The sequence below is a fragment of the Planctomycetota bacterium genome, assembly GCA_035384565.1.
Taxonomy (GTDB): Bacteria; Planctomycetota; PUPC01; order DSUN01; family DSUN01; genus DAOOIT01.
The window spans coordinates 13,389-39,775 of record DAOOIT010000054.1; the positions used below are offsets into that span (position 1 = coordinate 13,389).

General features: G+C 68.4%; 19 protein-coding genes and 1 pseudogene. 9 read left to right on the top strand and 11 right to left on the bottom strand.

All coding sequences use genetic code 11. The features are described from left to right. Positions 1 to 51: 51 nt before the first annotated feature. Positions 52 to 630 carry an AmmeMemoRadiSam system protein A gene (gene amrA / locus PLE19_17805; protein ID HPD16805.1) on the bottom strand — a complete coding sequence of 193 codons (579 nt, stop codon included), beginning with the start codon at positions 628 to 630 and terminating at the stop codon, positions 52 to 54. A gap of 3 nt (positions 631 to 633) precedes the next feature. Next, positions 634 to 3,189: a DNA gyrase subunit A gene (gene gyrA, locus PLE19_17810; protein HPD16806.1), complete on the bottom strand. Its 2,556-nt coding sequence runs from the start codon at positions 3,187 to 3,189 to the stop codon at positions 634 to 636. A gap of 357 nt (positions 3,190 to 3,546) precedes the next feature. Here gyrA and PLE19_17815 point away from each other — a divergent pair, with 357 nt between their 5' ends. Next, positions 3,547 to 6,099: a PQQ-binding-like beta-propeller repeat protein gene (locus tag PLE19_17815; protein HPD16807.1), complete on the top strand. Its 2,553-nt coding sequence runs from the start codon at positions 3,547 to 3,549 to the stop codon at positions 6,097 to 6,099. Positions 6,100 to 6,160: 61 nt separating this feature from the next. On the opposite strand, the gene PLE19_17820 is transcribed toward PLE19_17815, so the two are convergent. Next, a complete protein-coding gene (locus tag PLE19_17820) occupies positions 6,161 to 7,939 on the bottom strand; it encodes a FecR domain-containing protein (protein HPD16808.1) in 1,779 nt (592 codons plus the stop codon). Beyond that, a complete protein-coding gene (locus PLE19_17825; protein ID HPD16809.1) occupies positions 7,939 to 8,457 on the bottom strand; it encodes a sigma-70 family RNA polymerase sigma factor in 519 nt (172 codons plus the stop codon). Before PLE19_17825 ends, PLE19_17820 begins: the two co-directional genes overlap by 1 nt. A gap of 126 nt (positions 8,458 to 8,583) precedes the next feature. Here PLE19_17825 and PLE19_17830 point away from each other — a divergent pair, with 126 nt between their 5' ends. From PLE19_17830 to PLE19_17840, 3 genes are all read left to right on the top strand, one after another. Continuing rightward, positions 8,584 to 9,855, top strand: coding sequence for a sugar phosphate nucleotidyltransferase (locus tag PLE19_17830; GenBank protein HPD16810.1), 1,272 nt, complete (start codon positions 8,584 to 8,586; stop codon positions 9,853 to 9,855). Between the two features lie 265 nt (positions 9,856 to 10,120). Continuing rightward, the gene (locus tag PLE19_17835) at positions 10,121 to 10,954 is read left to right on the top strand and encodes a TIGR02757 family protein (GenBank protein ID HPD16811.1); all 834 of its coding nucleotides are present in this window, start codon (positions 10,121 to 10,123) and stop codon (positions 10,952 to 10,954) included. Positions 10,955 to 11,062: 108 nt separating this feature from the next. Beyond that, the gene (locus tag PLE19_17840) at positions 11,063 to 12,307 is read left to right on the top strand and encodes an SO_0444 family Cu/Zn efflux transporter (protein ID HPD16812.1); all 1,245 of its coding nucleotides are present in this window, start codon (positions 11,063 to 11,065) and stop codon (positions 12,305 to 12,307) included. Positions 12,308 to 12,316: 9 nt separating this feature from the next. Here the strand turns inward: PLE19_17840 and PLE19_17845 are convergent, their stop codons facing one another. Then, entirely contained in the window at positions 12,317 to 13,657 is a 1,341-nt protein-coding gene (locus PLE19_17845) for a Gfo/Idh/MocA family oxidoreductase (protein ID HPD16813.1), read from the bottom strand. Positions 13,658 to 13,852: 195 nt separating this feature from the next. On the opposite strand from PLE19_17845, the gene PLE19_17850 reads away from it, so the two are divergent. Further along, positions 13,853 to 14,917 carry a Gfo/Idh/MocA family oxidoreductase gene (locus PLE19_17850; GenBank protein ID HPD16814.1) on the top strand — a complete coding sequence of 355 codons (1,065 nt, stop codon included), beginning with the start codon at positions 13,853 to 13,855 and terminating at the stop codon, positions 14,915 to 14,917. Between the two features lie 8 nt (positions 14,918 to 14,925). On the opposite strand, the gene PLE19_17855 is transcribed toward PLE19_17850, so the two are convergent. Further along, positions 14,926 to 16,014 carry a sugar kinase gene (locus PLE19_17855; protein HPD16815.1) on the bottom strand — a complete coding sequence of 363 codons (1,089 nt, stop codon included), beginning with the start codon at positions 16,012 to 16,014 and terminating at the stop codon, positions 14,926 to 14,928. Positions 16,015 to 16,196: 182 nt separating this feature from the next. After that, complete coding sequence (locus PLE19_17860) at positions 16,197 to 17,045, bottom strand: sugar phosphate isomerase/epimerase family protein (GenBank protein HPD16816.1); 849 nt, start codon at positions 17,043 to 17,045, stop codon at positions 16,197 to 16,199. Between the two features lie 354 nt (positions 17,046 to 17,399). Here PLE19_17860 and PLE19_17865 point away from each other — a divergent pair, with 354 nt between their 5' ends. The 4 genes and pseudogenes from PLE19_17865 to PLE19_17880 all read left to right on the top strand — a co-directional run bounded on the left by PLE19_17865 (position 17,400) and on the right by PLE19_17880 (position 21,701). Beyond that, positions 17,400 to 18,740 (top strand): folylpolyglutamate synthase/dihydrofolate synthase family protein, encoded by a 1,341-nt coding sequence (locus PLE19_17865; GenBank protein HPD16817.1) that lies wholly within the window; start codon positions 17,400 to 17,402, stop codon positions 18,738 to 18,740. A 134-nt stretch (positions 18,741 to 18,874) separates the two neighbouring features. Beyond that, positions 18,875 to 20,170: a hypothetical protein gene (locus PLE19_17870; GenBank protein HPD16818.1), complete on the top strand. Its 1,296-nt coding sequence runs from the start codon at positions 18,875 to 18,877 to the stop codon at positions 20,168 to 20,170. Positions 20,171 to 20,251: 81 nt separating this feature from the next. After that, positions 20,252 to 21,148, top strand: a complete 897-nt coding sequence (locus tag PLE19_17875; protein HPD16819.1) for a UTP--glucose-1-phosphate uridylyltransferase — start codon at positions 20,252 to 20,254, stop codon at positions 21,146 to 21,148. Positions 21,149 to 21,179: 31 nt separating this feature from the next. Continuing rightward, positions 21,180 to 21,701 (top strand): annotated as a pseudogene (locus PLE19_17880) (histone deacetylase). 7 nt (positions 21,702 to 21,708) lie between these two features. Here PLE19_17880 and PLE19_17885 read toward each other — a convergent pair. The 4 genes from PLE19_17885 to PLE19_17900 all read right to left on the bottom strand — a co-directional run bounded on the left by PLE19_17885 (position 21,709) and on the right by PLE19_17900 (position 26,229). Continuing rightward, positions 21,709 to 22,116 (bottom strand): pyridoxamine 5'-phosphate oxidase family protein, encoded by a 408-nt coding sequence (locus PLE19_17885; GenBank protein HPD16820.1) that lies wholly within the window; start codon positions 22,114 to 22,116, stop codon positions 21,709 to 21,711. Positions 22,117 to 22,145: 29 nt separating this feature from the next. Next, complete coding sequence (locus PLE19_17890) at positions 22,146 to 22,718, bottom strand: hypothetical protein (protein HPD16821.1); 573 nt, start codon at positions 22,716 to 22,718, stop codon at positions 22,146 to 22,148. A gap of 353 nt (positions 22,719 to 23,071) precedes the next feature. After that, positions 23,072 to 25,105, bottom strand: a complete 2,034-nt coding sequence (locus tag PLE19_17895) for an acetyl xylan esterase (protein ID HPD16822.1) — start codon at positions 25,103 to 25,105, stop codon at positions 23,072 to 23,074. A 65-nt stretch (positions 25,106 to 25,170) separates the two neighbouring features. Beyond that, complete coding sequence (locus PLE19_17900) at positions 25,171 to 26,229, bottom strand: M42 family metallopeptidase (protein HPD16823.1); 1,059 nt, start codon at positions 26,227 to 26,229, stop codon at positions 25,171 to 25,173. Positions 26,230 to 26,387: the final 158 nt, after the last annotated feature.

Here is a 26,387-nt window from a genome sequence, read left to right on the forward strand (position 1 = left end):
CGGACGAACACGAACACAGAAGCCGGATGGCCCCGTCCGTGTATGCCCGTGTCAGTCCGTGTGGCTCGGTTCCTCCCCGAACACTTCGGCCGTGTAGGTGAACACCTCGGCCTCGCCTGTGCGCCAGGCGTCGGGCGGCAGGCCCGCCTTGTGGGCGCAGCAGGACGAGAGGAATTGCTCCTTGGTCATGCGGTGCTCGGTGGCCACCTGGGGCAGGAAGGTGCCGGCGCCGCCGTGCCTGCCCACCACGTAGATGCCGTGCACCCCCAGCTCGATGTCGAGGGGGTTGGCGATCTTCGTCATCGGCGAGAGCACCGAGATCTCGATGCGAAGGTCCGGCAGATCGTGCCGCGTGAGGGGCTGGCCGAAGAAACGCGAGTCCTCGGTCGCCGAGGCGCGGGCCATGTCGGCCACCACACGCCAGAGCGGCTGCCGCGCGGTGAAGCAGCCCAGACAGCCGCGCAGCCGGCCGCGCGTGGTGAGGGTGACGAAGCAGCCGCGCTGGGCCTGAAGTTCCGGGTCGTCGCACGCGGGCACGCTCGGGCGCTCGCCCCGAACGGCCGCCTCCACGCTGCGGCGGGCGATCTCGAGCAGCTTCTGGCGGGCCTGAGGGCTCAACTCGCCAGCCATCGGCTAGCCATCCGCGGAGTCCCCCGGCTCTTCCGGACCGGGCTCCTCGATGGCCGTCTCCTCCTCGTCGCTGACGAAGTCGTCGGCGGCCGTGGTCTCCTTGGGCGCGGCCTCGGCGGCGTCGCCCTCCTCGCCCTCGTCCTTCTCGGCCACGCGGCCGATGGCCACCAGGCGGTCGCCCTCGTCGCAGTGGATCACGCGCATGCCCTGCGTGGCGCGGCCGATGGCGCGCATCTGGCGGACCGCGGTGCGGATGACCTTGCCCTGGGCCGTGATCATCATCACCTCGTCCTCGTCCGTCACGGTGAGGAGGCCCACCACCTTGCCATTGCGGTCGGAGGTCTTGATGTTGATCACGCCGTAGCCGCCGCGCCCCTGGACGCGGTATTCGGAGAAGGGGGTGCGCTTGCCGTAGCCGTTCTCGCACACGGTGAGCAGCGTGCCCTCGCCGTCGAGCACGGCCATGCCCACCACCTTGTCGCCCTCGCGCAGGCGCACGCCGCGCACGCCCCCCGCCTGGCGGCCCATCGCGCGCACCGCGGCCTCGGGAAAGCGGATCGACATGCCGTCGCGGGTGGCCAGCAGGACGTGCTGGCCGCTGCTCACGAGGCCGGCGCGGATCAGGCGGTCGTCGGGGTCGAGGTTGATGGCGATGATGCCACGGGCCATCGGGCGGCTGAACGCCTCGAGCTCGGTCTTCTTCACCGTGCCGTTCTCGGTGGCGAAGACGACGAAGCGCTGGTCGAACTCGCGCACGGCCAGGCACGAGGCCACGGTCTCGTCGGCCTCCAGCGAGAGCACGTTGGCGATGGCGCGGCCCTTCGACGTGCGGGGCGCCTGCGGCAGATCGTAGACCTTCTGCCAGTAGACCTTGCCCCGGTTGGTGAAGAACAACAGGTAGTCGTGGGTCGAGGCGATGAAGAGGTGCTCGATGAAGTCGCCCTCCTTCGTCTCGGCCCCCTTGATCCCCTTGCCGCCGCGGCCCTGGCTCCGGTAGGTCGAGAGCGGCAGCCGCTTGATGTAGCCCTCGTGGCTCAGCGTCACCGCCACCATCTCCTCGGGGATCAGGTCCTCGCGGTCGAAGCCCGTCTCCTCGTCGGTGATCTCGGTGAGGCGCCGGTCGCCGTAGCGCTGCTTGAGGTCGAGCAGTTCCTCCTTGATGAGGTTGCGCACGAGGGCCTCGGAGGCCAGGATCGACTCGTACTGGGCGATCTCCTCGAGCAGGTGGCGGTACTCCTCCTCCAGCTTGTGGCGCTCGAGGCCGGTGAGGCGCTGGAGCCGCATGTCGAGGATCGCCGTGGCCTGGCGGTCCGAGAGGCCGAAGCGCTCCATGAGTTGGCGGTGGGCCGTCTCCACGTCGGGCGCCTTCTTGATCAGCTCGATGATCTCGTCAATGTGGGCCAGCGCGATCCGCAGGCCCTCGATGATGTGCGCGCGGGCCAGCGCCCGGTCGAGCAGGAACTGCGTGCGACGGCGGATCACCTCGATGCGGTGCGCGACGAAGCACTCGAGGAGCTGCTTGAGGTTCAGCGTGCGCGGCCGGTTGTCCACCAGCGCGATCATGATGATCGAGATGGACGACTGGAGCGGCGTGTGCTGGTAGAGCTGGTTGAGGACGACGTTCTCGTCGGCGTCGCGCTTGAGCTCGATGACGAGGCGCTGGCCGGCGGCGCCGCTCTCGTCGCGCATGTCGGCCACGCCCTGGATGACGCCCGAGTTCACCGCCTCGGCGATCTTCTCCTTGATGAGGGCGCGCGTGACCTGGTAGGGGATTTCGGTGACGACGATGTTCTTCTTCCCGCCCTTGAGCGCCTCGGTGAAGGCGCGAGCCCGCACCTGGATGATGCCGCGGCCGGTCCGGTACCCGTCCACGATCCCCTTGCGCCCGCAGATGATCCCGCCCGTCGGAAAGTCGGGGCCGGGCACGAGCTGGATCAGTTCCTTCAGCGGCACGTCCGGATCGTCCACCAGCCGTACCAGCGCGTCCACCACCTCGCCCAGGTTGTGCGGCGGGATGCTCGTGGCCATGCCCACGGCGATGCCGTTGCAGCCGTTGCACAGCAGGTTCGGGAACTTGCCCGGCAGCACGGTCGGCTCGGTGCGCGTCTCGTCGTAGTTCGGCACGAAGTCCACCGTGTTGTACTGGAGGTCCGCCAGCATCTCCATCGCCAGGCCGCTCAGGCGGGCCTCTGTGTACCGCATCGCCGCCGGCGGATCCCCGTCCAGCGAGCCGAAGTTCCCCTGACCGTCCACCAGCGGGTAGCGCGAGTTGAAGTCCTGCCCCATGCGCACGAGCGTGGGATAGACCACCTCCTGGCCGTGGGGGTGGTAGTTGCCCGAGGTGTCGCCGGCGATCTTGGCGCACTTTCTGTGCTGCGAGCGCGGGCCGAGGTTCAGGTCGTTCATCGCCACGAGAATGCGGCGTTGCGAAGGCTTCAGCCCGTCGCGCACGTCGGGCAGCGCGCGGCTGATGATCACGCTCATCGCGTAGCGCAGATACGCGTCGCGCATATCCTCTTCGATGGCGATGTCGCGGATTCGTTCGCCGGGCTGGCTCATAGGGCGCGCTGTTCTGGTGTATCTGCCGTAAGTATTGTATTACCAGTGGCTTATGTCACCCGAGTCCGTCGGCAGTCACAGCGGGCGCGGGCACTCTCCTCATCGTCCATGAGGAGCTTGGATTATACCATTTCAGGGCCGGCATGAGCAAGCCTATTTTGCCCTCCAAAGGCCCCGTCTTCCCCCTGGAACTTGCTGCGGCAATCGTGTAGACTGCGAGTGTTCCAGGGTCGCGCGAAGGCGATAGGACCGATAGGACCACCTACGCCTCGTTTCTGTGTCCCATCCGTCCTATCGCTCCTGTCGGCCCTGTCTGCCCTATCCGTCCCATCGCCACTCCAGTGGAGGCTGAATCCCATGAGAGTGCCCCTCAGCCTGGCCGTCGCCCTCTGCGCCACCTCCCTTCTCGCCGCCGACTGGCCAACCCTGCGCGGGAACGTGGCGCGCACGGGCTACGTGGACGCCGAGATCAGGCCGCCGTTCCGCCTCGCCTGGGCGCGGCACTTCGTCGGCGAGCGGATCGGCAGCGCTGTCGAGCCCATCATCGCCGACGGCAAGGTCTTCATCGGCACCCACAGCGGCAACCTCTACGCCCTCGACGCCGCCTCCGGCAGGCCCCTCTGGCGCCTCCAGGCCGAGGGCCCGATCCTGCATTCGCCCGCCTACGCAAGTGGCTCGATCATGATTGCCCCGGCAAGGGGGAGCGTCGAATGGCTGGACGCAGACACCGGGAAGCCCCGTGACCGACGCGCCGCGCTCTTCGGCGGCTGGAGCGTCGCGCCGCTGATCGTGGAGGGCAAGACCTACCTCTGGTCACGTGCCGGGCTGTACGCCACCTATGACCCCGCTACGGAACCCAGCGGCCAGAACATGCCTGTGCCTTCCCGCCAGACGGCCGCCTTCGCCGACGGCCGGGTCTTTGTCACGGGGGAGGACATGCGGCTTCGGGCCTTTGATGCCAGGCTGGGCTCGTCGCTCTGGACATCCGACCCCCTCGTCGGCCAGACCGCGCGCAATTACTACCCGGTCATAGCGAAGAAGGGTGGCCGCACGGTGGTCATCGTGCGCACGAATCCCGTCATCCAGATGTCGCGGCTCATCGCCCAGGACCGCCACCTGCTGTGCCAATCCGCCGGCGTGGACGACAGCGACTGGAAGAAGGTTGCAGCCTGGATCAAGACCAAGGAGGCGATGGGCACGCCCGAGCTGTGGGAGAAGGAGCAGGCCGCCATCTGCGACTACCTCGCGAAGCACCGCGAGGCTCAGACCTTCTTCGTCCTCGACGCCGAAACGGGCAAGCTGCTCCCCCCGCCGCCCGTGCTCTGGATCGCGGGCTGCCAGGGCGTGGGCACCCCGCCCGTCGTGCTGCCCGACGGACGCCTGCTGGTCTTCTACCGTAGCGTCTACGGCAACTGGAACGACGGCGTGGCGCCGCTCGTCGCCCTCGGCCTGCTCGACCTCGACAGGAACCGCATCGAGCCGCTCCAGCACATCCACGGCACCAACCCGCCCTGGGGCCTCTTCTGGGGCACGGCCGACGAGAGCCAGAACTTCCTCGTCGCACGCGACACGCTCATCATCATCCACCAGGGCACGCTGAGCGGCTTCGATCTCAAGACGCGCCAGCTCTTCCCCATCTGGGGCAAGCGCGACACTTGGGGCGGCTTCAAGAACCTGCCCTGGGCGCGCAACGAATGGCACGGCCCCGCCCGCAGCGGCGTGGCCATCGTGGGCAACCGCATCTACTGGCAGACCGGCAGCCGCGTGCTCTGCATCGTCTCGGGCGAAAAGGGCGAGCCGGCGAACGACGAAGGGATTGCCGCCGCGAGCGTGCCGCCAGCCGTTGCGCCGCCGCCCGGGCGCCCGGAGAGGCATTTCATACTTGAACAACTACGAAATGCTCTTGCAACCCTATCGGCCAGCTTGGGCACCGCATCGTGGGCACCCCTCTACGTCGAGCCGGGGCTGTCCGGCCGAGAGTTCCCCTTCGACGACAGCGGCGAGACCTTCGAGGCGCTGGCTTGGGCCTTCCCACATCTCGAAGCCAGGGAGAGGCAAACGGCCAAAGCCCTCCTCGCCAAGCAGTGGGAGGAGTTCCCCCCCTTCACCAGGCAGGCCTGGTACCCCCTCGACAAGGGCGAACGACGCGAGCCCTTCTGGGTGCCTCCCGACGTGCTCACGCCCTCCGGCCAGCCGAGGCCGCACCATCCCTTCGGGAACGTCTACGCCGTCTGGCTCTACGCCGAGCGCTGCGGCGAGTGGGACCGCGTGAAGGCCGCCTGGCCGCAGATCAAGGCGTGCTTCGAAGACTTCGCCAGGATGAACTGGAAGCTCGACCCCGAGAGGGGCGACCTCTACGCCAGCCGCTACCTTGCCTCGCTCCTCGCCTTCGCCCGCATCGCGGAGAAAGCGGGCGACGCGGAGGCGGCTAGGCAGGCGAGCGCCCTGGCCGAGAAGACGGGCGAGGCCCTCGTCGCCTGGTGGAAGGCCGTGGCAGGACGCATCACCCCCCGCATCTTCGCCGACATTCGCGAGTGGGACGACTTCATCGGCAAAGGCAACGGCCTGTTCTTCAAGATCATCGCCCACAAGAGCAAGATCGCGCTCTTCCACGACCTCACGCCCGAGGTGGCGGCCCTCGTGAGAGCCAAGGCCCCCGAGGCCGTCGAGAAGGTCTGGACCGCCTTCGAGACCCTCTGCCCCACCTGGTATCTCGTCGGCGAAGAGCGCCAGGTGCACTTCGGCGAGAACTTCGTGGACCCGCCCGACTTCGCGCTCAATGCCTTCAAGGCCTTCGCGTGGCTCCGCGGCGCGAAGCCCGACGAACTGGCCGCCCGCGTGGACGTCCCCCCCTGCAAGGCCGACCTGGCCCACCTGGCCAAACTGGCCATCGCGCTGGAGGCCAAGTGAAGCAGGGGCGACGCCGCAGCGCCGCCCCTGCGCAACCGACCTCGCGTCCAGGCCGTCCTGGTTATCCCTCGCGCCGTCGTTCCCCCTCACCCACGGGGCGCGGCGGCTTGCCTTCGCCTTCGCGGCGGCGTTCGCCCTCCCCCTCCCGCTTCGGGGCGGCGGGCCGCCGGATGATGATCTCCACGGCCACCCCCTCCTCGGTGCATACCGCCGTCACGTTCTGCCCGACCCTCAGGCTGTCCAGCCCGACCTTCTCGCTCCGCGCCCCCTCGCCGTCGCCGCCGCCCTCGATGCGCACCCGGGTGTCGCCGTTCACCTTCAGCGTCCGCGAGCGCACGCCGCGGTCGCCCCGCTGGGTGATCGTGATGGAGTCGCGGGTGACGTTCGTCAGCACGCCCGAGCCGCGCAGGGTCTTGGGCGCGCGGTCGCCTTCGCCGCCCTCGCGCTTCACGCGAGCCTCCCCCTCACGGTCGCCGTCCCCCTCGCCCTTCACGCGGGCTTCCCCCTCACCATCGCCACCCTCACGCTTCACACGGGCCTCGCCTTCGCGGTCGCCTTCGCCGCCCTCGCGCTTCACGCGGACCTCGCCCTCACCATCGCCACCCTCGCGACGGATTCGTGCTTCGCCCTCGCCGCCATCACGCTTCACACGGGCCTCGCCTTCGCCTTCGCGAGCCGCCCTGGCTCGCAGGATGATGACCTCGGTGGCCTTATTGCCGTCCACACAGGTCACGTTGACCCGCTGGCCGACCTTGAGATCGGCCATTGCCCCCTCCGCAAACTTCGGTTTGCGCACCTCGCGTCCGCCCTCGCCGACGACGGTCTCGGTCTCGCCGGTCTCGATGCGGATTCTCGTCTCGGTGCGAATGATGATATTGAGGGTGGCCTCCCCGCGGTCGCCGCGGGTGGTGACCATGATGGAGGCGCCGCCCACAGCGGTGATCTCGCCCGCGACCCGTGCGAGCCTGGGCGCGCCGTCGCGTTCGCCTTCGCCTACGCGCGGCGCGTCGGGAACCCAGGGCGCCTCGCGCTCGCCGTCGCCGGCAAACACCTGGCTGTCGCCGATTCCGAGCACGTAGGCGTGCTCGCCCGTCTGCACCTGCACCGCTCCCGCCATCACCGCCACAGCCAGCGCCACGTGCCTCAGCCTCATCGCATCGTCTCCTGTTCCGTCAGGGGTTGGGGGGAGGAGTCTGACGGAGAACTCGGTCCCCAGCGCGGTGACACTGCCCACGGGGGTTCGCACCTGGAAGCCCCCTGGAGCCTTCTCTACGCGGAAGACGCCGCCGCCCTCGTGCAGGGCGACGAGCTGCCGCAGGCCCTCGGTCGCGCCGTGAAGGGTGGCGCGGGTGTCTGGATCGAGTGTTGCGCGCGAGCCGTCGGAGAGCCGGAGGGCCGCCCGCTCCGCCACCCGGATCGTCGCGCCGCGGGCGATGGTGCGGGTCTCAGCGCCGTCGGCCAGCACGCGCCCGCTCAACACGCGGCACATCGCCCCACGCGGCCAGAGCCATAGGGCGAGGACGCCCACGGCGAGCACCGCCACCGCGGCCAGGGCGGCCCACGCCGTGAGCCACCTGGCCCACGGCGCTGCCCCCGCGCCCGAGGCGGGAGGCACCAGATCGGCCTCGATTCGCTCGACGACCGCTCTGGCCCTGCCATTGCTCGCCGTCTGGCGGAAATGCTGCTCGAGCCAGCCCTCGAGGCGGCCGGCCCAGGCCAGGGCCTCGGCGGCCCGGGGATCGGCCTCGACCCGGCGCGACAGCTCGGCGACCTCGGCTTCCGACGCCGCGCCGTCGAGGTAACGAGCGATCAGCTCGTGGTGGCGGTCGGCCTCAGCCATCAGGCGCCTCCTGCGGCCAAGCGCCGCCGAATGCACTCCTCGAGCGCGGAGCGCAGGCGCGAAAGAGCCTGGTACACGGCGTCCAGCGTGCGGCGGGTCTGCCGGGCGATCTCCGCACACGGGAGGCCCCGCTCGTAGCGGAGGGCGAGGAGCTGGCGCGCCGGCTCGGGCACCTTCTGGAGGCACTCGCGCAGGGCTTCGAGGCGGCTGGACGCATTCCCCTCCTCGGTGCGGTCGAACGCCGCGAGGACTGAGAGGACCGCCGTGTCCGAAAGGGTGACGGGGAACCGGCGGTCCTGGTGGCGCCGCTGGAGGATCTTGTTGGCCGCGATGCCGCGCGCCCAGGCGCCGAACGATCGGCGCACGTCGTAGCGCTCGAACTGCGCCCAGAGCGCGAGGGCGACCTCCTGGAACACGTCCTCGCGCACGTGGCGGTCACGCACCAGCGAGCCCACAAAAGCCCGCACCTCGGTCTCGTGCTGGAGGAGCAGCCGCAGGAATGTCTCACGCTCAGCCATGTTCTTCCCTTTGTTTGTTCTTCACGCGGCTGGGCAGTTCCTGACATGAATCTCACGATGCGGCCCGACGCGGAACATGGTATGATCTCGCAGGGGAGGACGGCAAGCCGATGCAGGGGGAATCCCGTGAGCCTGACGCGCCCATTGTCCAGCGAGCTGGACCCTCGCGACGTGGCGGTGGTGATTCTGGGGGGCGGACGCGGCACGCGGCTGCACCCGCTCACCCGCGACCGGGCCAAGCCGGCCGTGGGCTTCGGCGGCAAGTATCGTCTCATTGACATCGTGCTCACCAACTGCCTGCGCTCGAAGCTCGACAGCATCTTCATCCTCACCCAGTTCAACTCCTACTCGCTCAACCGCCACATCTGGCAGACCTATTCGCGCGCCGCCACCGGCCTCAGCTACATCAACGTCATCGCCGCCGAGCAGACGCCGCAGAACCGCGACTGGTTCCAGGGCACCGCCGACGCCGTGCGCCAGGGCCTCCGTCACATGCTCCGCAACAACCCCCGCTACGTCCTCATCCTCTCCGCCGACCAGATCTACAGCATGGACTACCGCGAATTCCTCGCCTGGCACATCGGCCACCAGGCCGACGTCACCATCGCCGCCCGCTACACCCCGCCCGAGCAGGTGCACGCCCTGGGCGTCGTGCGCGTGAACGAGAGCCTGCGCGTCGTCGGCTTCCACGAAAAGCCGAGGAACCTGGCCGACGTGGAGCACTTCCGCGTGGATGGCCTGCCCGCGCTCAGCCCGCCGCTGGGCGCCCCGTTTCTGTGCTCGATGGGCATCTACCTCTTCAACACCCCCGTGCTCCTCGACGCCCTCGACAACAAGGAGGAGGACTTCGGCCGCACCGTCATCCCCCAGACCGCCCAGAAGCGCTTCATGAGCTGTTTCCCCTTCGACGGCTACTGGGAGGACGTGGGCACCATCGAGGCCTTCTACCAGGCCAACATGGAGTGGCGCGCGGGCCGCGGCATCGCCGCCATGTTCCGCCGCGGCGCCTCCATCATCACCCACGCCCGACAGCTCCCCCCCTCGCGCATCGAGGGCACGCTCATTGACGACTCCCTCGTCGCCGACGGCTGCCACCTGCACGCCCAGCACATCGCCCGTTCCATCATCGGCGTCCGAGCCCGCATCGGCGACGGCACGGTGATCGAGGACTCCATCCTCATGGGCAACGACGACGATGAGGGCGCCGTGCCCTTCGAGATCGGCGCCAACTGCCGCATCCGCCGCGCCATCGTGGACAAGAATGCCGTCATCGGCGACGGCTCGGTCATCGAGAACGCCGCCGCCGTAACCGAGGCCGAGACCGACCTCTACTCGATCCGCTCCGGCATCGTCGTCATCCCCCGTTGCGCCGTGCTGCCCCCCGGCAGCCGCATCTGACGGCTGCCTGGCCCCCTGCCCTACTGAACCCTCGCGGCGTGTCTGCCCCATGCCCTCAGCGGCTGCGCCCTGCGAGCCGCCCCGGTCCGGCATTACCCAACCGCGCAGCCGAGGAAGACCAAGCCGCGCCTCTTGCCACTCCGCGCCTATCGAGGGGCAGTCCAAAGGAGCCGATGGCCGGGGCGAAGCTCACGGCCAGACGGCACTTGCCTTCGAGCGCTTCGTGGGTCAGAATAAAGATAGAGAGACAGCGAGGCTGAGACAGATGGCACACGCAACCGCCGAACCCCGCGTCACAAAGTCAGCGCTGGAGGAACTCTACACGCGCCTCAACCGCCGCGACCTGATCCACCCCGACCCGCTCGAAGTGCTCTACGACTACAGCAGCCCCCTGGACCGCGAGATCGTCGCCCTCGTCGCCGCGTCGCTCTCCTACGGCCGCGTAAAGGCCATTCTGGCGAGCGTTGGCGCCGTCCTCGCGCCCCTGCGCTGCCCGCGGGCCTACCTGGCCGAGTCCACCCCCGAATCGCTTCAGGCGGCGTTCGCAGACTTCAAGCACCGTTTTGCCACGGGCAGGGAACTGGCTGCCCTGCTCCTGGGCGTCAAGCGCCTCGTCGAGCGCCACGGCTCGCTCCAGGCAGCTTTCACAGCGCATCTGGCAGCCGGTCACGCCACCATCGTGCCCGCTCTCACTGGATTCGTGGCTGAGTTGCGCGACGCCGCCGACGGCCTCGACGACCACCTCCTGCCTCGCCCCGAGCGCGGCAGCGCCAGCAAACGCCTGAACCTCTTCCTCCGCTGGATGGTCCGCCGCGACGCGGTGGACCCCGGGGGCTGGGACGCCGTGTCGCCCGCGCAACTCATCGTGCCCCTCGACGTTCACATGCACCGCATCTGTCGCGCCTTGGGCCTCACCCGGCGCGCTTCGGCTGACTTGCGCACCGCCATCGAGATCACCGACGCCTTCAAGGCCTTTGCCCCCGACGACCCGGCGCGGTACGACTTCGCCCTCACCCGCCTCGGCATCCGCCCCGACGCCGACCTCGACGCCTTTCTGGCGGCTTGGGGCGTGAACGCCTCGCCGGAAAGAATTGCATAGTTGTTCAAGTATGCAATTCTCTCCGCTGCTGGCCGGCCAAGGCGCCATTGCTGCGGAACGGCCCGCGCATTAGAATGTACGTAGGGACCGAATGATGAGGCCACTGCAATGCCGGATGAACTGGCCAGTATCCCCACCGAGTTCTGGGCGAACCTGCTCGAAATGGCGCCGTACCTGCTGTTCGGCTTCGCCGTGGCGGGCGTGCTGTCCGTGCTGATCCGCCCCGAGACGGTGGAGCGGCACCTGGGCGGTCGGGGTTTGTGGCCCGTCGTCAAGGCCGCCGCGTTCGGCGTGCCGCTGCCGCTGTGCTCGTGCGGGGTCATCCCCGTGTCGGCCTCGCTGCGCAAGCATGGCGCCAGCCGCGGGGCCACCACCGCCTTCCTGCTCTCGACTCCGCAGACGGGGGTGGACAGTATCCTGGTGACGCTGAGCCTGCTGGGTCCTGTGTTCGCCATCTTCCGGCCGATCGCGGCACTGGCGACGGGCGTGTTCGGCGGAGCCCTCGTGGCCTGGCTCGAGCACGAGCGCGGCGCCCGCATGGACCCCGACTCGTGCCAGGACGCCTGCGGCTCGGGCGAGGAGCGCGGGAACTGGCTCGTCCGCATCCTCTCGTACGGCTTCGTCACGCTGCCGCGCGACATCGGCAAGTCGCTGCTCGTGGGGCTGGCCCTGGCGGGTGTGATCGCCGTCGTGGTGCCGAAGGATTTGGCGACACTGTACGGCTCGGGCTTCGTGGGGATGGTGGTGATGATGGCGCTGGGGATCCCGATCTACGTGTGCGCGACGGCCTCGGTGCCGATCGCCGCGGCCCTCATCGCCAAGGGCGTGTCGCCCGGGGCAGCCCTCGCCTTCCTCATTACGGGGCCGGCGACCAATGCGGCCACCGTCGCCGTCGTGTGGAAGACCATGGGCCGCCGCACAGCGCTCATCTACCTCGCCTCCGTCGCCATCGCCGCCTTAGGCTGCGGCGCGCTGCTGGACCTCATCTATGCCAGCACCGTCACGGCCGCGCACCACCACCACGTGCACGAGTTGCTGCCGCACGGGGCCAAGCTGGCCTCGGCCATCGCGCTGCTGGGCGTGCTGGGCGTCGCACTCCTCTGGCGGCCGAAGAAGGAAGGAACCGAGCCCATGACGGACCAGGCGCCCGAAACCGTCGAGTTGAGCGTGCAGGGGATGACCTGCTCGCACTGCGTGGGGGCCGTGACCCGCGCGCTCCGCGAGTGCCGCGGCGTGGCCGCGGCCGAGGTGGATCTCAAGAGCGGCAGGGCCGTGGTGAAGGGCCAGGGCCTGGACGCCGCGGCGCTGCGCCAGGCCGTGGAGGCCCTGGGCTACACGGTGGCCCAGCCCTGACCGCGCCGCTCACACCTGCTCGGGAATCTCGTAGCCCTTGCGGTACGGCGGCTTGATGAAGCGGTTCGCTGCCTCGTGGTCGAACCTCACGGCCTGGGCGTCGTAGCTGAGCGCCAGGTTGCCCACGCGGTGCGCGATGTTGCCCATGTGCGCCGCCACATTGCTGGCATGGGCGATCGAGATGTCGGCGTTCGGTTTCTTGCGGCTCTTCACGCACTCCAGGAAGTTCGCGTAGTGCGGCTCGTCGCACGGGCGGCCGTACATCTTGTCCACGATCCCGCCGCCCGACTGCTGCACGATCCACCCGCCGCCGTGGCGCCCCACGGTCATGAACAGTTCCGAGCCGTACAGCTCGATGCGCGTCGCGTTCATCGTCCAGTAGGGGAACAGGTCGTTCCGCCGAATCGTCGCGCTCGTCTTCTCCATGTAGCGCGGGTAGCCGGTCAGCTCGAAGGTCATCACGAACCGGCCGTAGTCCCAGCTCACCATCTGCACGTCGGGCACCTCGGAGTCGTCGCCGCGGTGGGCGTAGCGCCCGCCCAGCGCGCGCACGCTCTTCGGCGGCTCGGGATCCCCCATCAGCATCAGGGCCAGGTCGAGCTGGTGGATACCATCGTCCGTCATGTCGCCGCCGCAGAAGTCCCAGAACTGGTGCCACCCGCCGTTGAAGATGTGCTGGTGGTAGGGCCGCTCGGGCGCGGGGCCGAGCCAGGCGTCCCAGTTGAACCCCTCGGGCGCCTTGCCAGGCTCGCCGAGCTTGAACGGCCCGCCCGACTTCATGTTGAGCACGCGCACGAGGGCGATCTTGCCGAGCTTGCCGCTCTGGACGTACTCGCGTGCGGCGAGGGTGTACGGGCCGCTGCGGTTCTGGGTGCCGACCTGGAGGATACGGTGGTACTTGGCCGCCGCGGCCGCCATCTGGCCGCTCTCCCAGATGTTGTGCGAGTGGGGCTTCTCGACGTAGACGTCCTTGCCCGCCTGGCAGGCGAGAATGCTCGCTGGCGCGTGCCAGCGGTCGGGCGTGGCCACCACCACGGCGTCTACGTCCTTCGAATCGAGCATCTCGCGCATCACCCTGGTGAACTTGGGCTCGGCCTTCTGCACCTGGGTGAGGAAGTTCCAGCCTTCCTTGAGGCGCCCCTCGTGCAGGTCGCACAGGGTGGTGAGCATGGCGCCGGCCTCCACAAGGCCGTAGGCCACGTAGCGCCCGCGCCCGCCGCAGCCCAGCAGCGCGAAGTTCACCCGCTCGTTCGCGCCCAGCACGCGCCCGCCCGTGGCGGCCACAAAGGCGCCCGCGCCCGCCGCGAGGCCGGACCGCTGGAGAAACGACCGCCGGTTCATCGCCTTCATCGCGTCGCCTCCGTCCGAAAGGGGGATCGAGTCTGCTCACCCCGAAGCCTAGCACGACGTGGAGGGCAAGTCAACCTGCCGATTCGAGGCGCGGGGGCGCGGGCGACGCCCTTTGACAGCGCCCGCGCCCGCGCGGTAGAATCCCCCGCATCCTGTGGGTTCTCCAGCCGCTGCCTCACTTCGGAGCGTCGAGACATGCGCAAAGGCAAGGTGGGATTCGCCATCGTCGGCTGCGGGGTCATCGGGCCGTGGCACGCCAAGGCCATTCAACTCGCCCCCAAGTGCGAGCTGATCGCCTTGTGCGACATCGAGATCGGCAAGGCCCGGGCCCTGGCCGCCGAATACGGCAACGTGCCCTGTTACGCCGACCATCGCACGATGCTGAAGCGGGAGCCCGACATTGATTGCGTGTGCGCCTGCGTGCCCAGCGGCCTGCACTGGCGCATCGCCGTGGACGCCGCGAAGGCGGGCCGCCACGTGCTGAGCGAGAAGCCGCTCGACATCACGCTGGCCCACATGGACCGCATGATCGAGGCGTGCGCGAAGGCGCGGGTGAAGCTCGGCTGCATCTTCCAGCGCCGCACCACTGCCATGACGCAGGTTGCCCGCAAGATCGTCCAGCAGGGCAAGCTGGGCAAGCTGGTGCTGGCCGACTGCTACATGAAATACTACCGCTCGCCCGCCTACTACAAGAGCGCCGGCTGGCGCGGCACGTGGGAACTCGACGGCGGCGGCGCGCTCATGAACCAGGGCGTCCACGGCATTGACCAACTCCTCTACGTGGCGGGCGAGGTCGAGTCCGTCACCGCCCACGCAGCGCCGCTCGTGCGCGACATCCCGGTCGAGGACACCGCGGTCGCCATTCTGAGGTTCCGGAGCGGCGCCTTCGGCGTCCTCGAGGGCACCACGTCGGTCACGCCCGGCATGTCCACCCGCACCGAGCTTCACGGCGAGAACGGCACGCTGATCTTCAACGATAGCGGGCTGGTGAAGTACGCCCTCGCCAAGGAGAAGGCAGGCGTCGCCCAGGACGTGCCGCTCCAGATCAAAGAGCCGGCCCCCACCAAGTCGGCCGCCTCGGACCCCAAGGCCCTGAGCGTCATGGGCCACATGATCCAGGTTCAGGACATGGCCAACGCGATCCTCAAGGACCGCGAGCCCATGGTCCCCGGCCCCGAGGCCCGCAAGGCAGTCGAGTTGATCCTGGCCATCTACAAGTCGTCGCGGACTGGGAAGACCGTCACACTGCCGCTGGGGTGATCGTGCCCTCACCGCCTTACACGGCCGGAGGCGGCGCCGGCGAGGAGGGCGGCGACCTCGTCGCGGGTGACGAGGTTGAAGTCGCCCTGGATCGAGTGCTTGAGGCAACTGGCCGCGACGGCGAAGCGAATGGCCATCGCAGGCTGGGCGTACTCCTTCGAGTTCAGCGCGTAGAGCAGCCCAGCGGCGAACGAATCGCCCCCGCCCACGCGGTCCACGATGTCGCGGATCTCGTAGGGCTGGTAGCCGCCGCCGGCGTCCAGCGGCGCGAAGAAGGCGCGGTTGGCCTCGACGTCGAAGAGCATGCCGCCCCAGTTATTGTGGTCGGCCGACAGGCTCTCTCGAAGCGTGATCGCGACGCGCGAGACGTTGGGGAACTCGTCCACGATGGTGCGCGCCACGGCCTCGTAGGCCCGCGCATTGATCCGCCCCTGCTCCACCGACGTGCCCTTGGCGTGGATGCCCAACACATCCGCCGCGTCCTCCTCGTTGGCCACCACGAGGTCCACACAGGGCAGGATGGTGGACATGCACTCGTTGGCCAACTGGTTGGGCGTGGCGCCCGCGCGCCAGCGCCAGAGCTTCTTGCGGAAGTTGAGGTCGCACGACACGCTCGCGCCGCGCTCCTTGGCCAGTTGCACCAGGCGCAGCGTGGCCAGGTAGGCATTCTCGCTCAGGGCGGGCGTGATGCCGGTGATGTGGACCCACGTGACGCCGTCGAGGGCGGCAGGGAAGTCGTACTCGTCGGGCGCGGCCAGGGCGATGGCGCTGCCGTCGCGGTCATAGAGGACCACCGAGCTGCGCTGGTTGGCGCCCGTTTCGAGGAAATAGATGCCCAAACGCCCCGCATCGCGCCACAGGATCGAACCCGTGTCAACCCCCAGGCCCCGCAGCACGGCCACGAGGCTCTCGGCAATGGCGTGCTTCGGCAGCGCCGTGACGTAGCGCACCCCCGCCCCGAAGAGCGCAAGCGACGCGCACACGTTGGCCTCGCCGCCAGCGAACGTGATGTCTACCTTGCCCGGCATCGCCTGCCGCAAGCGCAGCCGCCCCTCGGGCGCGACGCGCATCATGATTTCGCCGAAGGCGAGGAACATGGCATCCCTCTGTCAAAGCGGTGTGAAACCGCAAACGAAGGGGATGATTGGAGGGTTGGATGAATGGTTGAGTGGATGATGTCTGACACCCATCCACCCATCCATTCATCCACCCATCTCTGGTGCCCGCTTCTTACGCATCACGGGCTCTTCTTCACGCGGCACGCGGGACGCGGCATGCATCACGCCTTCCCCAGCACCTTGGCTCGAACGCGCTCGAGCAGCTTGCGCGCCTTCACGATGTCCTTGCGTTGCTGGTCGCCGGTGATCTCGCGCTCGATGGTGAGCGGGCCGCGATAGCCCAGGTCGGCCAGGGTCTGCACAAAGCGCGGAATGTTCACCTTGCCCTTGCCCAGCGGCACCTCGGTGCCCAGTTTGTCCTTCTCGGTCGGCCAAGTGCCGTCCTTGCAGTGCACGCCGGCCACGTACTTGCCCACGAGCTTGAGCGCCGGGATCGGCTCACCCGAGCCGTACAGGATCATGTTCGCGGGGTCGAAGTTGACCTTCACGTTGCTCCGCTTCAGATCCTGGATGAACCGCAGGAGGCACTCGCCCGTCTCCTGGCCGGTCTCGAGGCACAGGTTCTGGCCGTTCTTCTTGAGGTAGTCGGCGAAGCTCCCGACGGCGCGCACGATCTCCTTGTACTCGCGGGTGGTGTGGTCTTCGGGCACGAAGCCCACGTGGGCGGCGACGTTCTTGACGCCGAGGACTTTGGCGAAGTCGGCGATCTGGCGGGCCTTCTTCAGGCGGGCGGCGCGGGTGGCCTTGGGCACAAAGCCCACGGTCTGCTGCACGGTGGGGATGTCGTCGTAGCGCTCGCCGTCGAAGCCGCAGAAGACCGTCGTGATCGTGATGCCCGCTTTCTTGATCATCTTCTTGAGTTCGGCGGCCTTGGCGGGCTTGAGCCAGGCATCGGGCGGCCGGCCCATCTGCGCGCAGCGCACGCCCACATCCAGCACCTTCTGGAGGCTCTCCTCGGGCGACTCGCCCACGCCCAGCATCACGCCGATCGCCATTGGTTCCAGAGCCATCGCCGACCTCCTCAGAGGGTTGCAGGGACCGCCACGTGCCGTCAGTGTAGCCAGAGCCGGCGGCGGAGTCAAGGCGCGGCTCAATTGAGGAAGGGTGCGGGCCGGAATCGTAGGTGGTTTCTGATGGGAGAGTCCCCCGAGCAGGGGAAGGCCCGCGGCAGCGGTAGCCGCGAGCGTCCCGCTTGCGGCTCTCTTCATCCGTTCGACAAGCGGGACGCTTGTCGCTACGAGAATCCGCCGCAGAAGCTACCTGCGGAAATGGCCCACACCCCTCAATTGACTCGCGTGGACTCGCACAGTACAATGCCGCCCGCGTCGTGTGTGGGGCTGCGGTCTGGCCAAGCGAGGCGATCGGTGAACGAGCCGTTCAAGAGCTACGAAGAGGCGATGCAGTACCTCTTCCACTTCACCGATTACGAGCGGATGGCCAAGCCGCGCGACGCGGCCACCTCGGTGTTCGGCCTCGCGCGGATGAACCAGCTTCTCGCCTTCCTCGACAATCCGCACGAGCGGCTGCGGGTCATCCACATCGCGGGCACGAAGGGCAAGGGCTCGACGGCCACGATGACGGCGAGCATCCTCCAGCGGGCCGGCGCCCGCGTGGGACTCTACACCTCGCCCCACGTCGAGTGCATCCGCGAGCGCATCATGGTGAACGGCGCCTGGATCGCCGAGGAGCGGGTGACGGCGCACCTGAACCGCTTCTACCCCTATCTCCAGGACAGCCTGAAGACCAGCGAGAAGTACACGCCGACGTTCTTCGAAATCTTCACGGCGATGGCCTTCGCCGACTTTCTGGCCGAGGGGGTGGATTTTGCGGTGCTGGAGGTGGGCCTGGGCGGACGGCTCGACGCGACGAACGTCGCCTCGCCCGTCGTATGCGGCATCACCCGCATCGGCTACGACCACACCGACAAGTTGGGCGACACGCTCACCCTCATCGCGTCGGAGAAGGCCGGTATCCTTAAGCCGGGCGTCCCCGCCGTAATCGCGCCCCAGGAGCCCGAGGCCCTGGCCGCCATCCGCCAGCGGGCGCGCCACCTGGACGCGCCCCTGCGTCTCGTGGGCCAGGAGATCGCCCTCGCCGACGGGGGCAAGACCTTCCACGTTTCGACGCCGAACCGCCGTTACCCCGAGCTCGCGGTGCCGCTGGCGGGCGAACACCAGCGGGTGAACGCGGCCACAGCCATCGGCCTGGCCGAGGAGGCCGCCGAGGCGAGCCCCTGGCGCCTGTCGCCTGACGTCGCGCGCCAGGGCCTCGCCGCCACGCGCATCCGGGCGCGCATCGAGACCATCGCCCAGCGGCCCACCGTGGTGATTGACGGCGCGCACAACGTGGACTCTGCTCGCACGCTCATGGCCACGCTGGCGAGCGACTTCGCGTTCGACCGCCTGATCTTCGTGATGGGGATGGCGGCGGACAAGGATATGGACTCGTTCCTGCGCCTGGTGCTCGCGCGGGCCTCGCTGGTGGTATTCACCCGCAGCCAGAACCCCCGCGCGGCCAGCCCGGACGACCTGGTGCGGCGCGCGCGCGCCGTCAGCCAGGTCGAGGCCCTCTCCTGCGACAAGCCGGGCGACGCGCTGGCGCTCGCCCGCGCCCGGGCGCGGCCCGACGACCTCATCTGCGTGACCGGCTCCTTCTACATCGTGGGCGAAGTGCTCGAGGCCCTGCGCGGGCACCCCCTCCCGTGACAACCCTTTACATCTCGTTGCATCAAACCACCACTCCGCAGCCAGAAAACCCTTGCGTTGCCGACCCCACGGGGCTATCATGGCGACACAGTCGCACGTGCACTTTCCCACCCGCGTGTTGGAGGAAAGCTCCAATGCGAATCGCGCTTGCCCTGGCTGCCGTTGCCGGAGCCGTTCTGGCCGACACGGTCTCCATGCCCGACAAGATGGAGCTGAGCGGCAAGAAGATTGAAATCCTCGAAGTTCGCGACAACGAGATCCTCGTCCGCGTAGCCTACGGCGACATCGTGATCCCGCGCACCCGGGTGACCGGGATGAAGGTGGACTTCGCCGAACGCCTCGCCTCCCTCAAGGAGCAAGGCACCGACACGCCGCGCGCCCTCTTCAACCTCGGCCGGGTGTGCGCGCAGGTCGAGATGCCCAAGGAGGCCGCCACGGCCTTCCGCGAGGCATTCGCCCGCAAGGACGTGCCCGACGACCTGCTGCTGCCCCTGGCCGCCGAGCTCGAGCGCTGCGACGACTGGGCCGCCGCGCACCAGTGCTATGCCGCCTACCTCAAGGCTCACCCCAACGACGCCGACGTGGCGGCCAAGGCCCGCGCCGCGGCCAACAAGGCTGCTGCCGCCGTGCCGACTCCCGAGGCGGCCCCGGCCGGCGACGTGAAGATCCAGAGCACCGGCGTCGCCCAGGCCCCCGGCCCGCGGCCTACCGTCGCCCCTGAGACCCCCGTGGCGACCCCTGCCCAGCCCGAGCAGCCCGCCCAGCCTGCCCAGCCCGCGGAGGCCCCCAAAGAGAAAGAGCAGGAAGGCCTCGAGGCCACCCCCGGCTGGGCCACCGAGGCCTGGGGCAGCAGCGTCGAGATCAACGTCGGCCCCCCCCAGGGCACCACCGATAGCATGGTGCGCGTGTTCCTCGCCGGGGCCGAGCAGGACAAGGCCTGCGTGATGCTCGAGCACGACTTCGACCTGACCGACAAGAAGGCCCTCAGCTTCGACGTCTACAACTTCGGCAAAACCAGCATCACCCTTGCCGTGGCCTTCACCACGGCGCCCGGCTGGCGGTTCTACGAGAGCATGCCGGTGTTGGTGAGCCCCACCGGCAACAACCCGAAGCCCGTGACCCTGGACCTCACGAACGACCGCTTCAAGTGCGCCGAGACCCAGTGGCGCCACAAGAGCACCATCCAGAACAAGAAGCGCGTGGTCAAGCTCTTCTTCCTGATCTACACGAAGCAGACCGGCAGTTGGGTGTTCTTCAACAACATCCGCTTCGAGGCAGCCGATCCCGCCCCGGCCGGGGCTCCGGCGGACCCTGCCGCCGCCCCGGCTCCGGACCCAGCGGCGCCGGCGCCGGCACCCGCTCCGGCTCCTGCGCCGGCCCCCGCGCCGGCCCCAGCTCCCGCGGCGCCGGCGCCCGCCCCAAACCCCTGATTTGACATTCCCCGCCGTTTCGGGTTTCGTATTCTCAGCTCCGGCGCTCCTTCCACTGCTGCCGTCGAGGAAACCCAACGCATGGCCATCACCAAAGCCGTCGTACCCGTGGCCGGGCTCGGCACCCGTCTGCTCCCCGCCACCAAGAGCCAGCCCAAAGAGATGCTCCCGGTCGGCCGCAAGCCCGTCGTCCAATACGTGGTCGAGGAGATTCAGGAGGCGGGGCTCACCAGCCTGCTCTTCATCACAGGCCGCAGCAAGACCGCCATCGAGAACCACTTCGACCGCGACGCCGAGCTGCGCCGCGCGCTCTCGAACGGTCGCAAGGCCGACCTCCTCGATGCCCTGGCCTACGAGGAGGCCAACGTCGAGTTCTTCTACACCCGCCAGAGCGAGCAGAAGGGCCTGGGCCACGCCGTGTCGCTCGCCGAGGGTTACGTGCGCGGCGAGCCGTTCGTCATCGCGCTGGGCGACTCGATCATCGAGAGCCGCCAGAGCCCCTCGGTGTTGCGCCGGCTCATAGACGCCTTCGAGACCACCGGCGCGGCGGCCGCCATCGCCTTCGAGGAGGTGGAGCCCGACGACGTGGTCCACTACGGAATCGCCGACCCCGCCGAGACCCTCCCCGGCCACGACGGCGCGGTGTTCCGCGTCCGCGGCCTCATCGAGAAGCCCTCGACTGCCGAGGCCCCCAGCCGCCTTGCCATCGCGGGTCGCTACGTCGTCGCCAGCGCCATCTTCGACGCCCTCCGGCACACGCGACCCGGCAAGGGCGGCGAAATCCAGCTCACCGACGCCCTCCGCATCCTCCTCGACCAGGGGCGCACCGTCATCGGCCTCCGCATGCGGGCGGGGGAGCGACGCCACGACATCGGGAACTTCGAGAGCTACTTCCGCAGCTTCCTCCACTTCGCCCTCCACGACCCCGAGCATGGCCCGGCTCTCCGGCAGGCTGTGGCACGCGAACTGGACGAATGACCATGCACACTAGCGGGCCGAGCGCGCCAGGGGCTTCTGCTTCATCAACGATGTCGCCGTTGCCATCCGAGTGGTTCAGGCCGAGGGCCTGGCCCGCCGCGTGGCCGTCGTTGACTGCGACCTCCACCAGGGGAACGGCACAGCCGCCATCTTCCGCCGCGACCCCGATGTCTTCACCTTCTCAATCCACCAGGAAGAGCTTTACCCCATCCCCAAACAGCAAAGCAGTCTCGACGTTGGCCTCGACGAGGCCGCGGGCGACGAAGCCTATCTTGCTGCGATGGAGAGGCAGGTCCCCCGCATCCTCGACACCCATCGCCCCGAGCTGGTGCTGTATCTTGCGGGCGCCGACCCATTCGAGGAAGACCAGCTCGGCAACCTGGGCCTCACCAAAGCAGGGCTGAGGCGCCGCGACGAACTGGTGCTGGGCGCCGCCCGCGAGCGCGACATTCCCATCGCCCTCGTCCTCGCCGGCGGCTACGCACGCCGCACCGAGGATGTCGTGGACATTCACCTCAACACGTGCCGGGTGATGCGCGAGTTGTGGGGGTAGAGCGGAACTACTTGAGCTTCACGTCCTCATAGTCCAGGTCGCCCCGCATCGCCCGAATGCGGCTGGGGGCCATGCGGATGACAACGTACCCGGGCGAGGCGGGGTCCGGAATGTGGTTCTTGAGGAACGGCACGGCATCGTAGAGCTTCCGCTTGTCAACGTTGTCCGTGCTCACCTTGCAGGGGCCTGCGATGCGGATGTGTTCGCCGCTCGGCCTGGCGAAGCAGTATTCCGCGTGGGGCACGTTGCGGAGCTGGGCGATCTTGTCGGACTCCGCCCCTGCGGCGCACCAAAGCTCCCCGCCCATCCACGCCCGGCCGCCCATCGGCCGGCAGCCGACCGTTTGCCCGTCGCTCGTCGCGAGGCAGCCCCACCTGACCTCCTTCATGAACCCCTTGGCCTCTTCGAGGGTCATATCGCGCCTCCTTGTCTTGCAGTCGTTCTTTACTTGGACTTCCGCATGTGGGATCGGAGCGCGGGCCAGACAAGTAAGGTAGCTGGAATCAGAATCAGGACGGGAATGGCCTTACACGGAACCGTCCAAGGGCTCCACCCCACAATGTAGACGAGGTAGGCCAGCAGGAGTGCCCCAAGCTGGCATGACCCGAGACGCGAGACAGGATTGACAACAACCCCGTGCAAACGCGCCTCCCTATCCTCCTGTCTGGTCAGCCAGTCCTCCACGCGGAATACAACGGGAAAGAGCGTTGCCAAGCACAGCCAGAAGAGGACGTTACGAAGGACATCCAGGCTGCTCTCCATGGTCAGGAATCGCTCGATCGGCACACCGCCCTTGACCCCACAGGGCAGAGCCACGACAATGAGGAACGCCCCCCACAGGAGGATCGCGGCGAGAACGAAGCGACGAGGGGTAGCTATGCGCGAACCCGGCAGAGCCATACGCGAGAAGAGCGTCCGCATCGGACCGACAGCAACGCTTCGGGTATCGGTCCTTATCTCTTGGGCCGGGAGCGCCGCGAGCGCCGCCGAGGCATAGGGGAACACCACGCAGGCCACTGCCCATCCCCATTGCGACCGACGGCGACGCTCTGCAAGCCGGAACGCAACGACTGGAGCAGACAGGTGAAGCCCAAGCAGCGGCCAAGTCCACAGGCGGTAACCCAGGAGTAGGCCAGGCTCTTGTACCAAGTTTTCGGCCAGGCGGCTCAGCGCACGAGGCCACAAGCTGGCGATCAGCCACGCCTTGTCCGCGGCCGACAGGTTGGGGAGCGCGCTCACCTCAGACCACGCGAACGCGGTAGCCACAAGCAACACTAATCCGGCAACGACGGCGAAGGCTCGCAAGGGCGTCAATTCACTTCTCCACGGGCAAGAGCATACTTCTTCAAGGCGCCGCAACGCCGCGGGGGTCACTCCAGCCAGGCGGCGATTGCCTTGTCGCCGAGGGTGTCCTTCTCGATGCGGACCGACTTGGCGGACCCCGCGGCGGTGTAGGCGGCGCGGAAGGGGGCCGTATCAAGGTCGGCCGACACGTCGTGGAGGAGTAGTGGCCTCGGGGCTGCGAGGGCGACGGCGGTGGCGAAGCCGCCAGCCTTCAGGAGGCATGGGGTGAAGAGGTCGGCCTGCCAGCGGACGTGTTCGTCGTTGCCCACCTGCGCGAGGTCGGCCACGACCCGCGTGCCCTCGGGGGTGAACGGGGCGGCGAAGAGGCACCAGGCGCCCGCCTGGCCGAGGCCGACCAGGGCCACCTCCTTCACGTCCTTGCGTCCCTTCAGCCAGGCGAGGGACGTGAGGATGTCCTGCACCCGCTCGACGAGGTCTGTGCGGTTGTAGGCGGAGAAGAAGCGCTTGCCCTTCATCGCCTCGTCGCGGACGGCTCGGAGCTTGGCCGATTCGCCCGTGAGGTAGGCGTCAATCGCGAGAACCGCGTGTCCGGCGTCCAGGAGCGCGGCAAGCATGCCCACGGGTTCGCCGCCCATCGGGTTGAGGAGCGCGTTGGCACCGTCGGGATGGACGAGGACGACGGCGGGCGCGCCGGGCCTGGGCTTCGGCGGGCGGTGGAGCCAGGCGGCGACCCCGTCGCCCTTGCCCTTGCGGCCGAGGGTGAGGGGCAGCACGCGAGCGTCGTCGGGGATATTGTCGGCCAGCTTCTCGCCCATCACCTCGCCGCCCTTCGGCAACTCGGCGAGGATGGCGTGGCGGTAGGTCACGCCCAGCGTCTCTTCGAAGCGCTTGCGGTCCTCGGGCTTCTTGGGCAGGAGTTCGTCGCGCTGGCGGCGGGCCTCGGCGATCACGTGGGCCTCGAGGGTGTCGCGCTTCTTGGCCTCCGGGGGCAGCTCGCGGCCCTGCCACACGAGCAGGTCTTCCTTCTTCTCGACCTGGAAGGGCGGCTCGGTGAAGGGCGTGGGGTCCTCGATGCCCATGAGCCACTTTCGGAAGAAGTTGTAGACGGCCTCGCGGTGGCCCTTTGGGTAGCCGTGGGGGCCTTGGAGATGCACGTTAGTCACGCGGTCGGCGGCGCCATATAGCTCGAAGATGCTTCGGACAGCGGGGTACTCCACCTTGGGCGTCTCCTTCGTCCAGTCCCCGCTCACCGAGCACATGATGAGGGGCCTTGGGGCCATGAGGGCGCCGATCTCCATGTTGTTCGTCTCGATGCGGAGCAGCGGGGCGTTCTCGCATTCGCAGCCGCCCTGCATGGTGCAACTGATCATGTTCACCGGCGCCGCCACCTTCACACGGGGGTCAATGGCCATGATCATGAAGGTCTGCGTGCCGCCCCCTGAGCAGCCGGTGACGGCGATCTTGTCGGGAATCACGTCGGGCAGCGTCTGGAGCCAGTCGAGCACACGCACGGCGTTCCAGACCTGGAGTCCCATGAGGCTGAGGCCCCAGAGCTCGTTGCGGGTGGAGGCGATGGAGTGGCCGATCTGCTTGCCGGAGTCGTTGTAGCCGACCATGTCGTAGGCGAAGACTACGCAGCCCATGCGGGCGAGGGTGATGCAGCGGGCGGGCACGGAGCCCTCGGGTTCGGGTTGGTGGCCGAAGCGCCCCTCGCGCCAGTGGCCGTGGGGGCAGGCGACGGCGGGGAATGGCCCCTTCTTGCCCAGGGGGCGGAACAGGTTGCCGCAGGCATAGAAGCCGGGGCGTGCCTCGATGTAGGCTTTCTCGATGGAGTAGCCGTCGCGCTCGATCTTGCCGAAGACCTCGCCCTTGAGCGGCGTCTTCTCGGGCTCGGGCACGAGGCCGCAGCTCACGCGGAGGTGATCGCGGAGCCACGCGGCGCGCGTCTCCCATGCCTCCTTCGACTCGTACTTCGGCATGACCATGCGCTCGTTCAGGTGCCGCACGTGCGAGGGGCGCTGCTCCGCCATCTTGTGCTCCTCTCCGGCCAGGCCGACCGCCCCCAGAGCCAGCAGGAAGCCGACCACGGTTCTGGCCATTGCGTCTCCTCCTGATCCGCGTGGATTCGCGTAGATTCGCGCGATTCGCGGTCTGCTTCTTCCCCTTACGGCGTGAAATCCACCTCGGCCGGCATGCGGGCGAGGAGGGCCGCCAGCAGGTCGCTCGTCTGGTCGAGGTCCTTCAGCGAGATGACCTCGCAGGGGCTGTGCATGTAGCGGCAGGGGACGCTGACGAGGCCTGCCGCGACGCCGGCGCGGTTGATCTGGATGGCGTTGGCGTCGGTGCCTGTGCCGCCGGGGGTGCCCTCGATCTGGATGGCGATCTTGGCCTTCTTCGCGGCGTCCACGATCATCTCGTAGAGCACGGGGTTGATGTTGGCGCCGCGGCACACGATGGGGCCCTTGTTGCAGGCGAAGTCGCCCGCGCGATTCTTGTCCACGCCCGGCGTGTCGGTGGCGTGGCCCACGTCAATGGCGATGCCGGCTTGGGGGTCGATGCCAAAGGCGCTGGTGCGCGCGCCGCGCAGGCCGATCTCCTCCTGAACGGTGGAGACGCCGTAGACGGCGACGTGGAGCTTCTTGCCCTGGAGCTTGCGGAGGGTTTCGGCGACGACGAAGGCGCCCATGCGGTCGTCGAAGGCGCGGGCGGTGACCAGGTGGTTGCGCAGGTGGGTGAGGCCGGCGTCGAAGGTGATCGGGTCGCCCATGCTCACGGCCTTCTGGGCGTCCTTCTTGTTCTTCGCGCCGATGTCAATCCACAGTTCGTGGAGCTTCACGGGTTTGCCGCGGTCGTCGGGGTCGGTGAGGTGGATGGCCTTGCGGCCGATGACGCCGGCGACGGGGCCTTTCGCGCCGTGAATCGTCACCCGCTGGGCGATGGCCACCACGGGGTCAATGCCGCCGATCTGCGTGACGTAGATGTAGCCCTCGTTGGTGATATGGTTCACCATCAGGCCGATCTCATCCACGTGGCCGGCCAGCATCACGCGCAGGGGCGCAGCGGGGTTGAGCGCGGCGATCACGTTGCCGTGCACGTCGGTGCGCACGGAGTCGGCGAACTGCCCCATGCGCTCGCGCATGAGCTTCTGCCCGGGCTGCTCGTAGCCCGAGGGGCTGGGGGTGGTGACGAGTTTCTCCAGGAAGGCCAGCGCGTCTTTGTCCATTGCATGCTCCCGGGGACGAGGGGGTACTACTATGGCCGCGGGAGCGATTCTAGGCGGGAGGGGGGGCGGTGTCAACAGAGAACCTCCCCCGTGTGGGCCATTTCTCTAGGAGCCTGTCCAAGAATCCCCGTGGGCTGCGTTGCCGGCGTCAGCGGGCT

Excerpts from the sequence above, each read along its gene's own strand:
- amrA (HPD16805.1), bottom strand. The coding sequence starts at position 630 with ATGGCTGGCGAGTTGAGCCCTCAGGCCCGCCAGAAGCTGCTCGAGATC.
- gyrA (HPD16806.1), bottom strand. The coding sequence starts at position 3,189 with ATGAGCCAGCCCGGCGAACGAATCCGCGACATCGCCATCGAAGAGGAT.
- PLE19_17815 (HPD16807.1), top strand. The coding sequence starts at position 3,547 with ATGAGAGTGCCCCTCAGCCTGGCCGTCGCCCTCTGCGCCACCTCCCTT.
- PLE19_17820 (HPD16808.1), bottom strand. The coding sequence starts at position 7,939 with ATGGCTGAGGCCGACCGCCACCACGAGCTGATCGCTCGTTACCTCGAC.
- PLE19_17825 (HPD16809.1), bottom strand. The coding sequence starts at position 8,457 with ATGGCTGAGCGTGAGACATTCCTGCGGCTGCTCCTCCAGCACGAGACC.
- PLE19_17835 (HPD16811.1), top strand. The coding sequence starts at position 10,121 with ATGGCACACGCAACCGCCGAACCCCGCGTCACAAAGTCAGCGCTGGAG.
- PLE19_17840 (HPD16812.1), top strand. The coding sequence starts at position 11,063 with ATGCCGGATGAACTGGCCAGTATCCCCACCGAGTTCTGGGCGAACCTG.
- PLE19_17845 (HPD16813.1), bottom strand. The coding sequence starts at position 13,657 with ATGAAGGCGATGAACCGGCGGTCGTTTCTCCAGCGGTCCGGCCTCGCG.
- PLE19_17850 (HPD16814.1), top strand. The coding sequence starts at position 13,853 with ATGCGCAAAGGCAAGGTGGGATTCGCCATCGTCGGCTGCGGGGTCATC.
- PLE19_17855 (HPD16815.1), bottom strand. The coding sequence starts at position 16,014 with ATGTTCCTCGCCTTCGGCGAAATCATGATGCGCGTCGCGCCCGAGGGG.
- PLE19_17860 (HPD16816.1), bottom strand. The coding sequence starts at position 17,045 with ATGGCTCTGGAACCAATGGCGATCGGCGTGATGCTGGGCGTGGGCGAG.
- PLE19_17870 (HPD16818.1), top strand. The coding sequence starts at position 18,875 with ATGCGAATCGCGCTTGCCCTGGCTGCCGTTGCCGGAGCCGTTCTGGCC.
- PLE19_17875 (HPD16819.1), top strand. The coding sequence starts at position 20,252 with ATGGCCATCACCAAAGCCGTCGTACCCGTGGCCGGGCTCGGCACCCGT.
- PLE19_17885 (HPD16820.1), bottom strand. The coding sequence starts at position 22,116 with ATGACCCTCGAAGAGGCCAAGGGGTTCATGAAGGAGGTCAGGTGGGGC.
- PLE19_17895 (HPD16822.1), bottom strand. The coding sequence starts at position 25,105 with ATGGCCAGAACCGTGGTCGGCTTCCTGCTGGCTCTGGGGGCGGTCGGC.
- PLE19_17900 (HPD16823.1), bottom strand. The coding sequence starts at position 26,229 with ATGGACAAAGACGCGCTGGCCTTCCTGGAGAAACTCGTCACCACCCCC.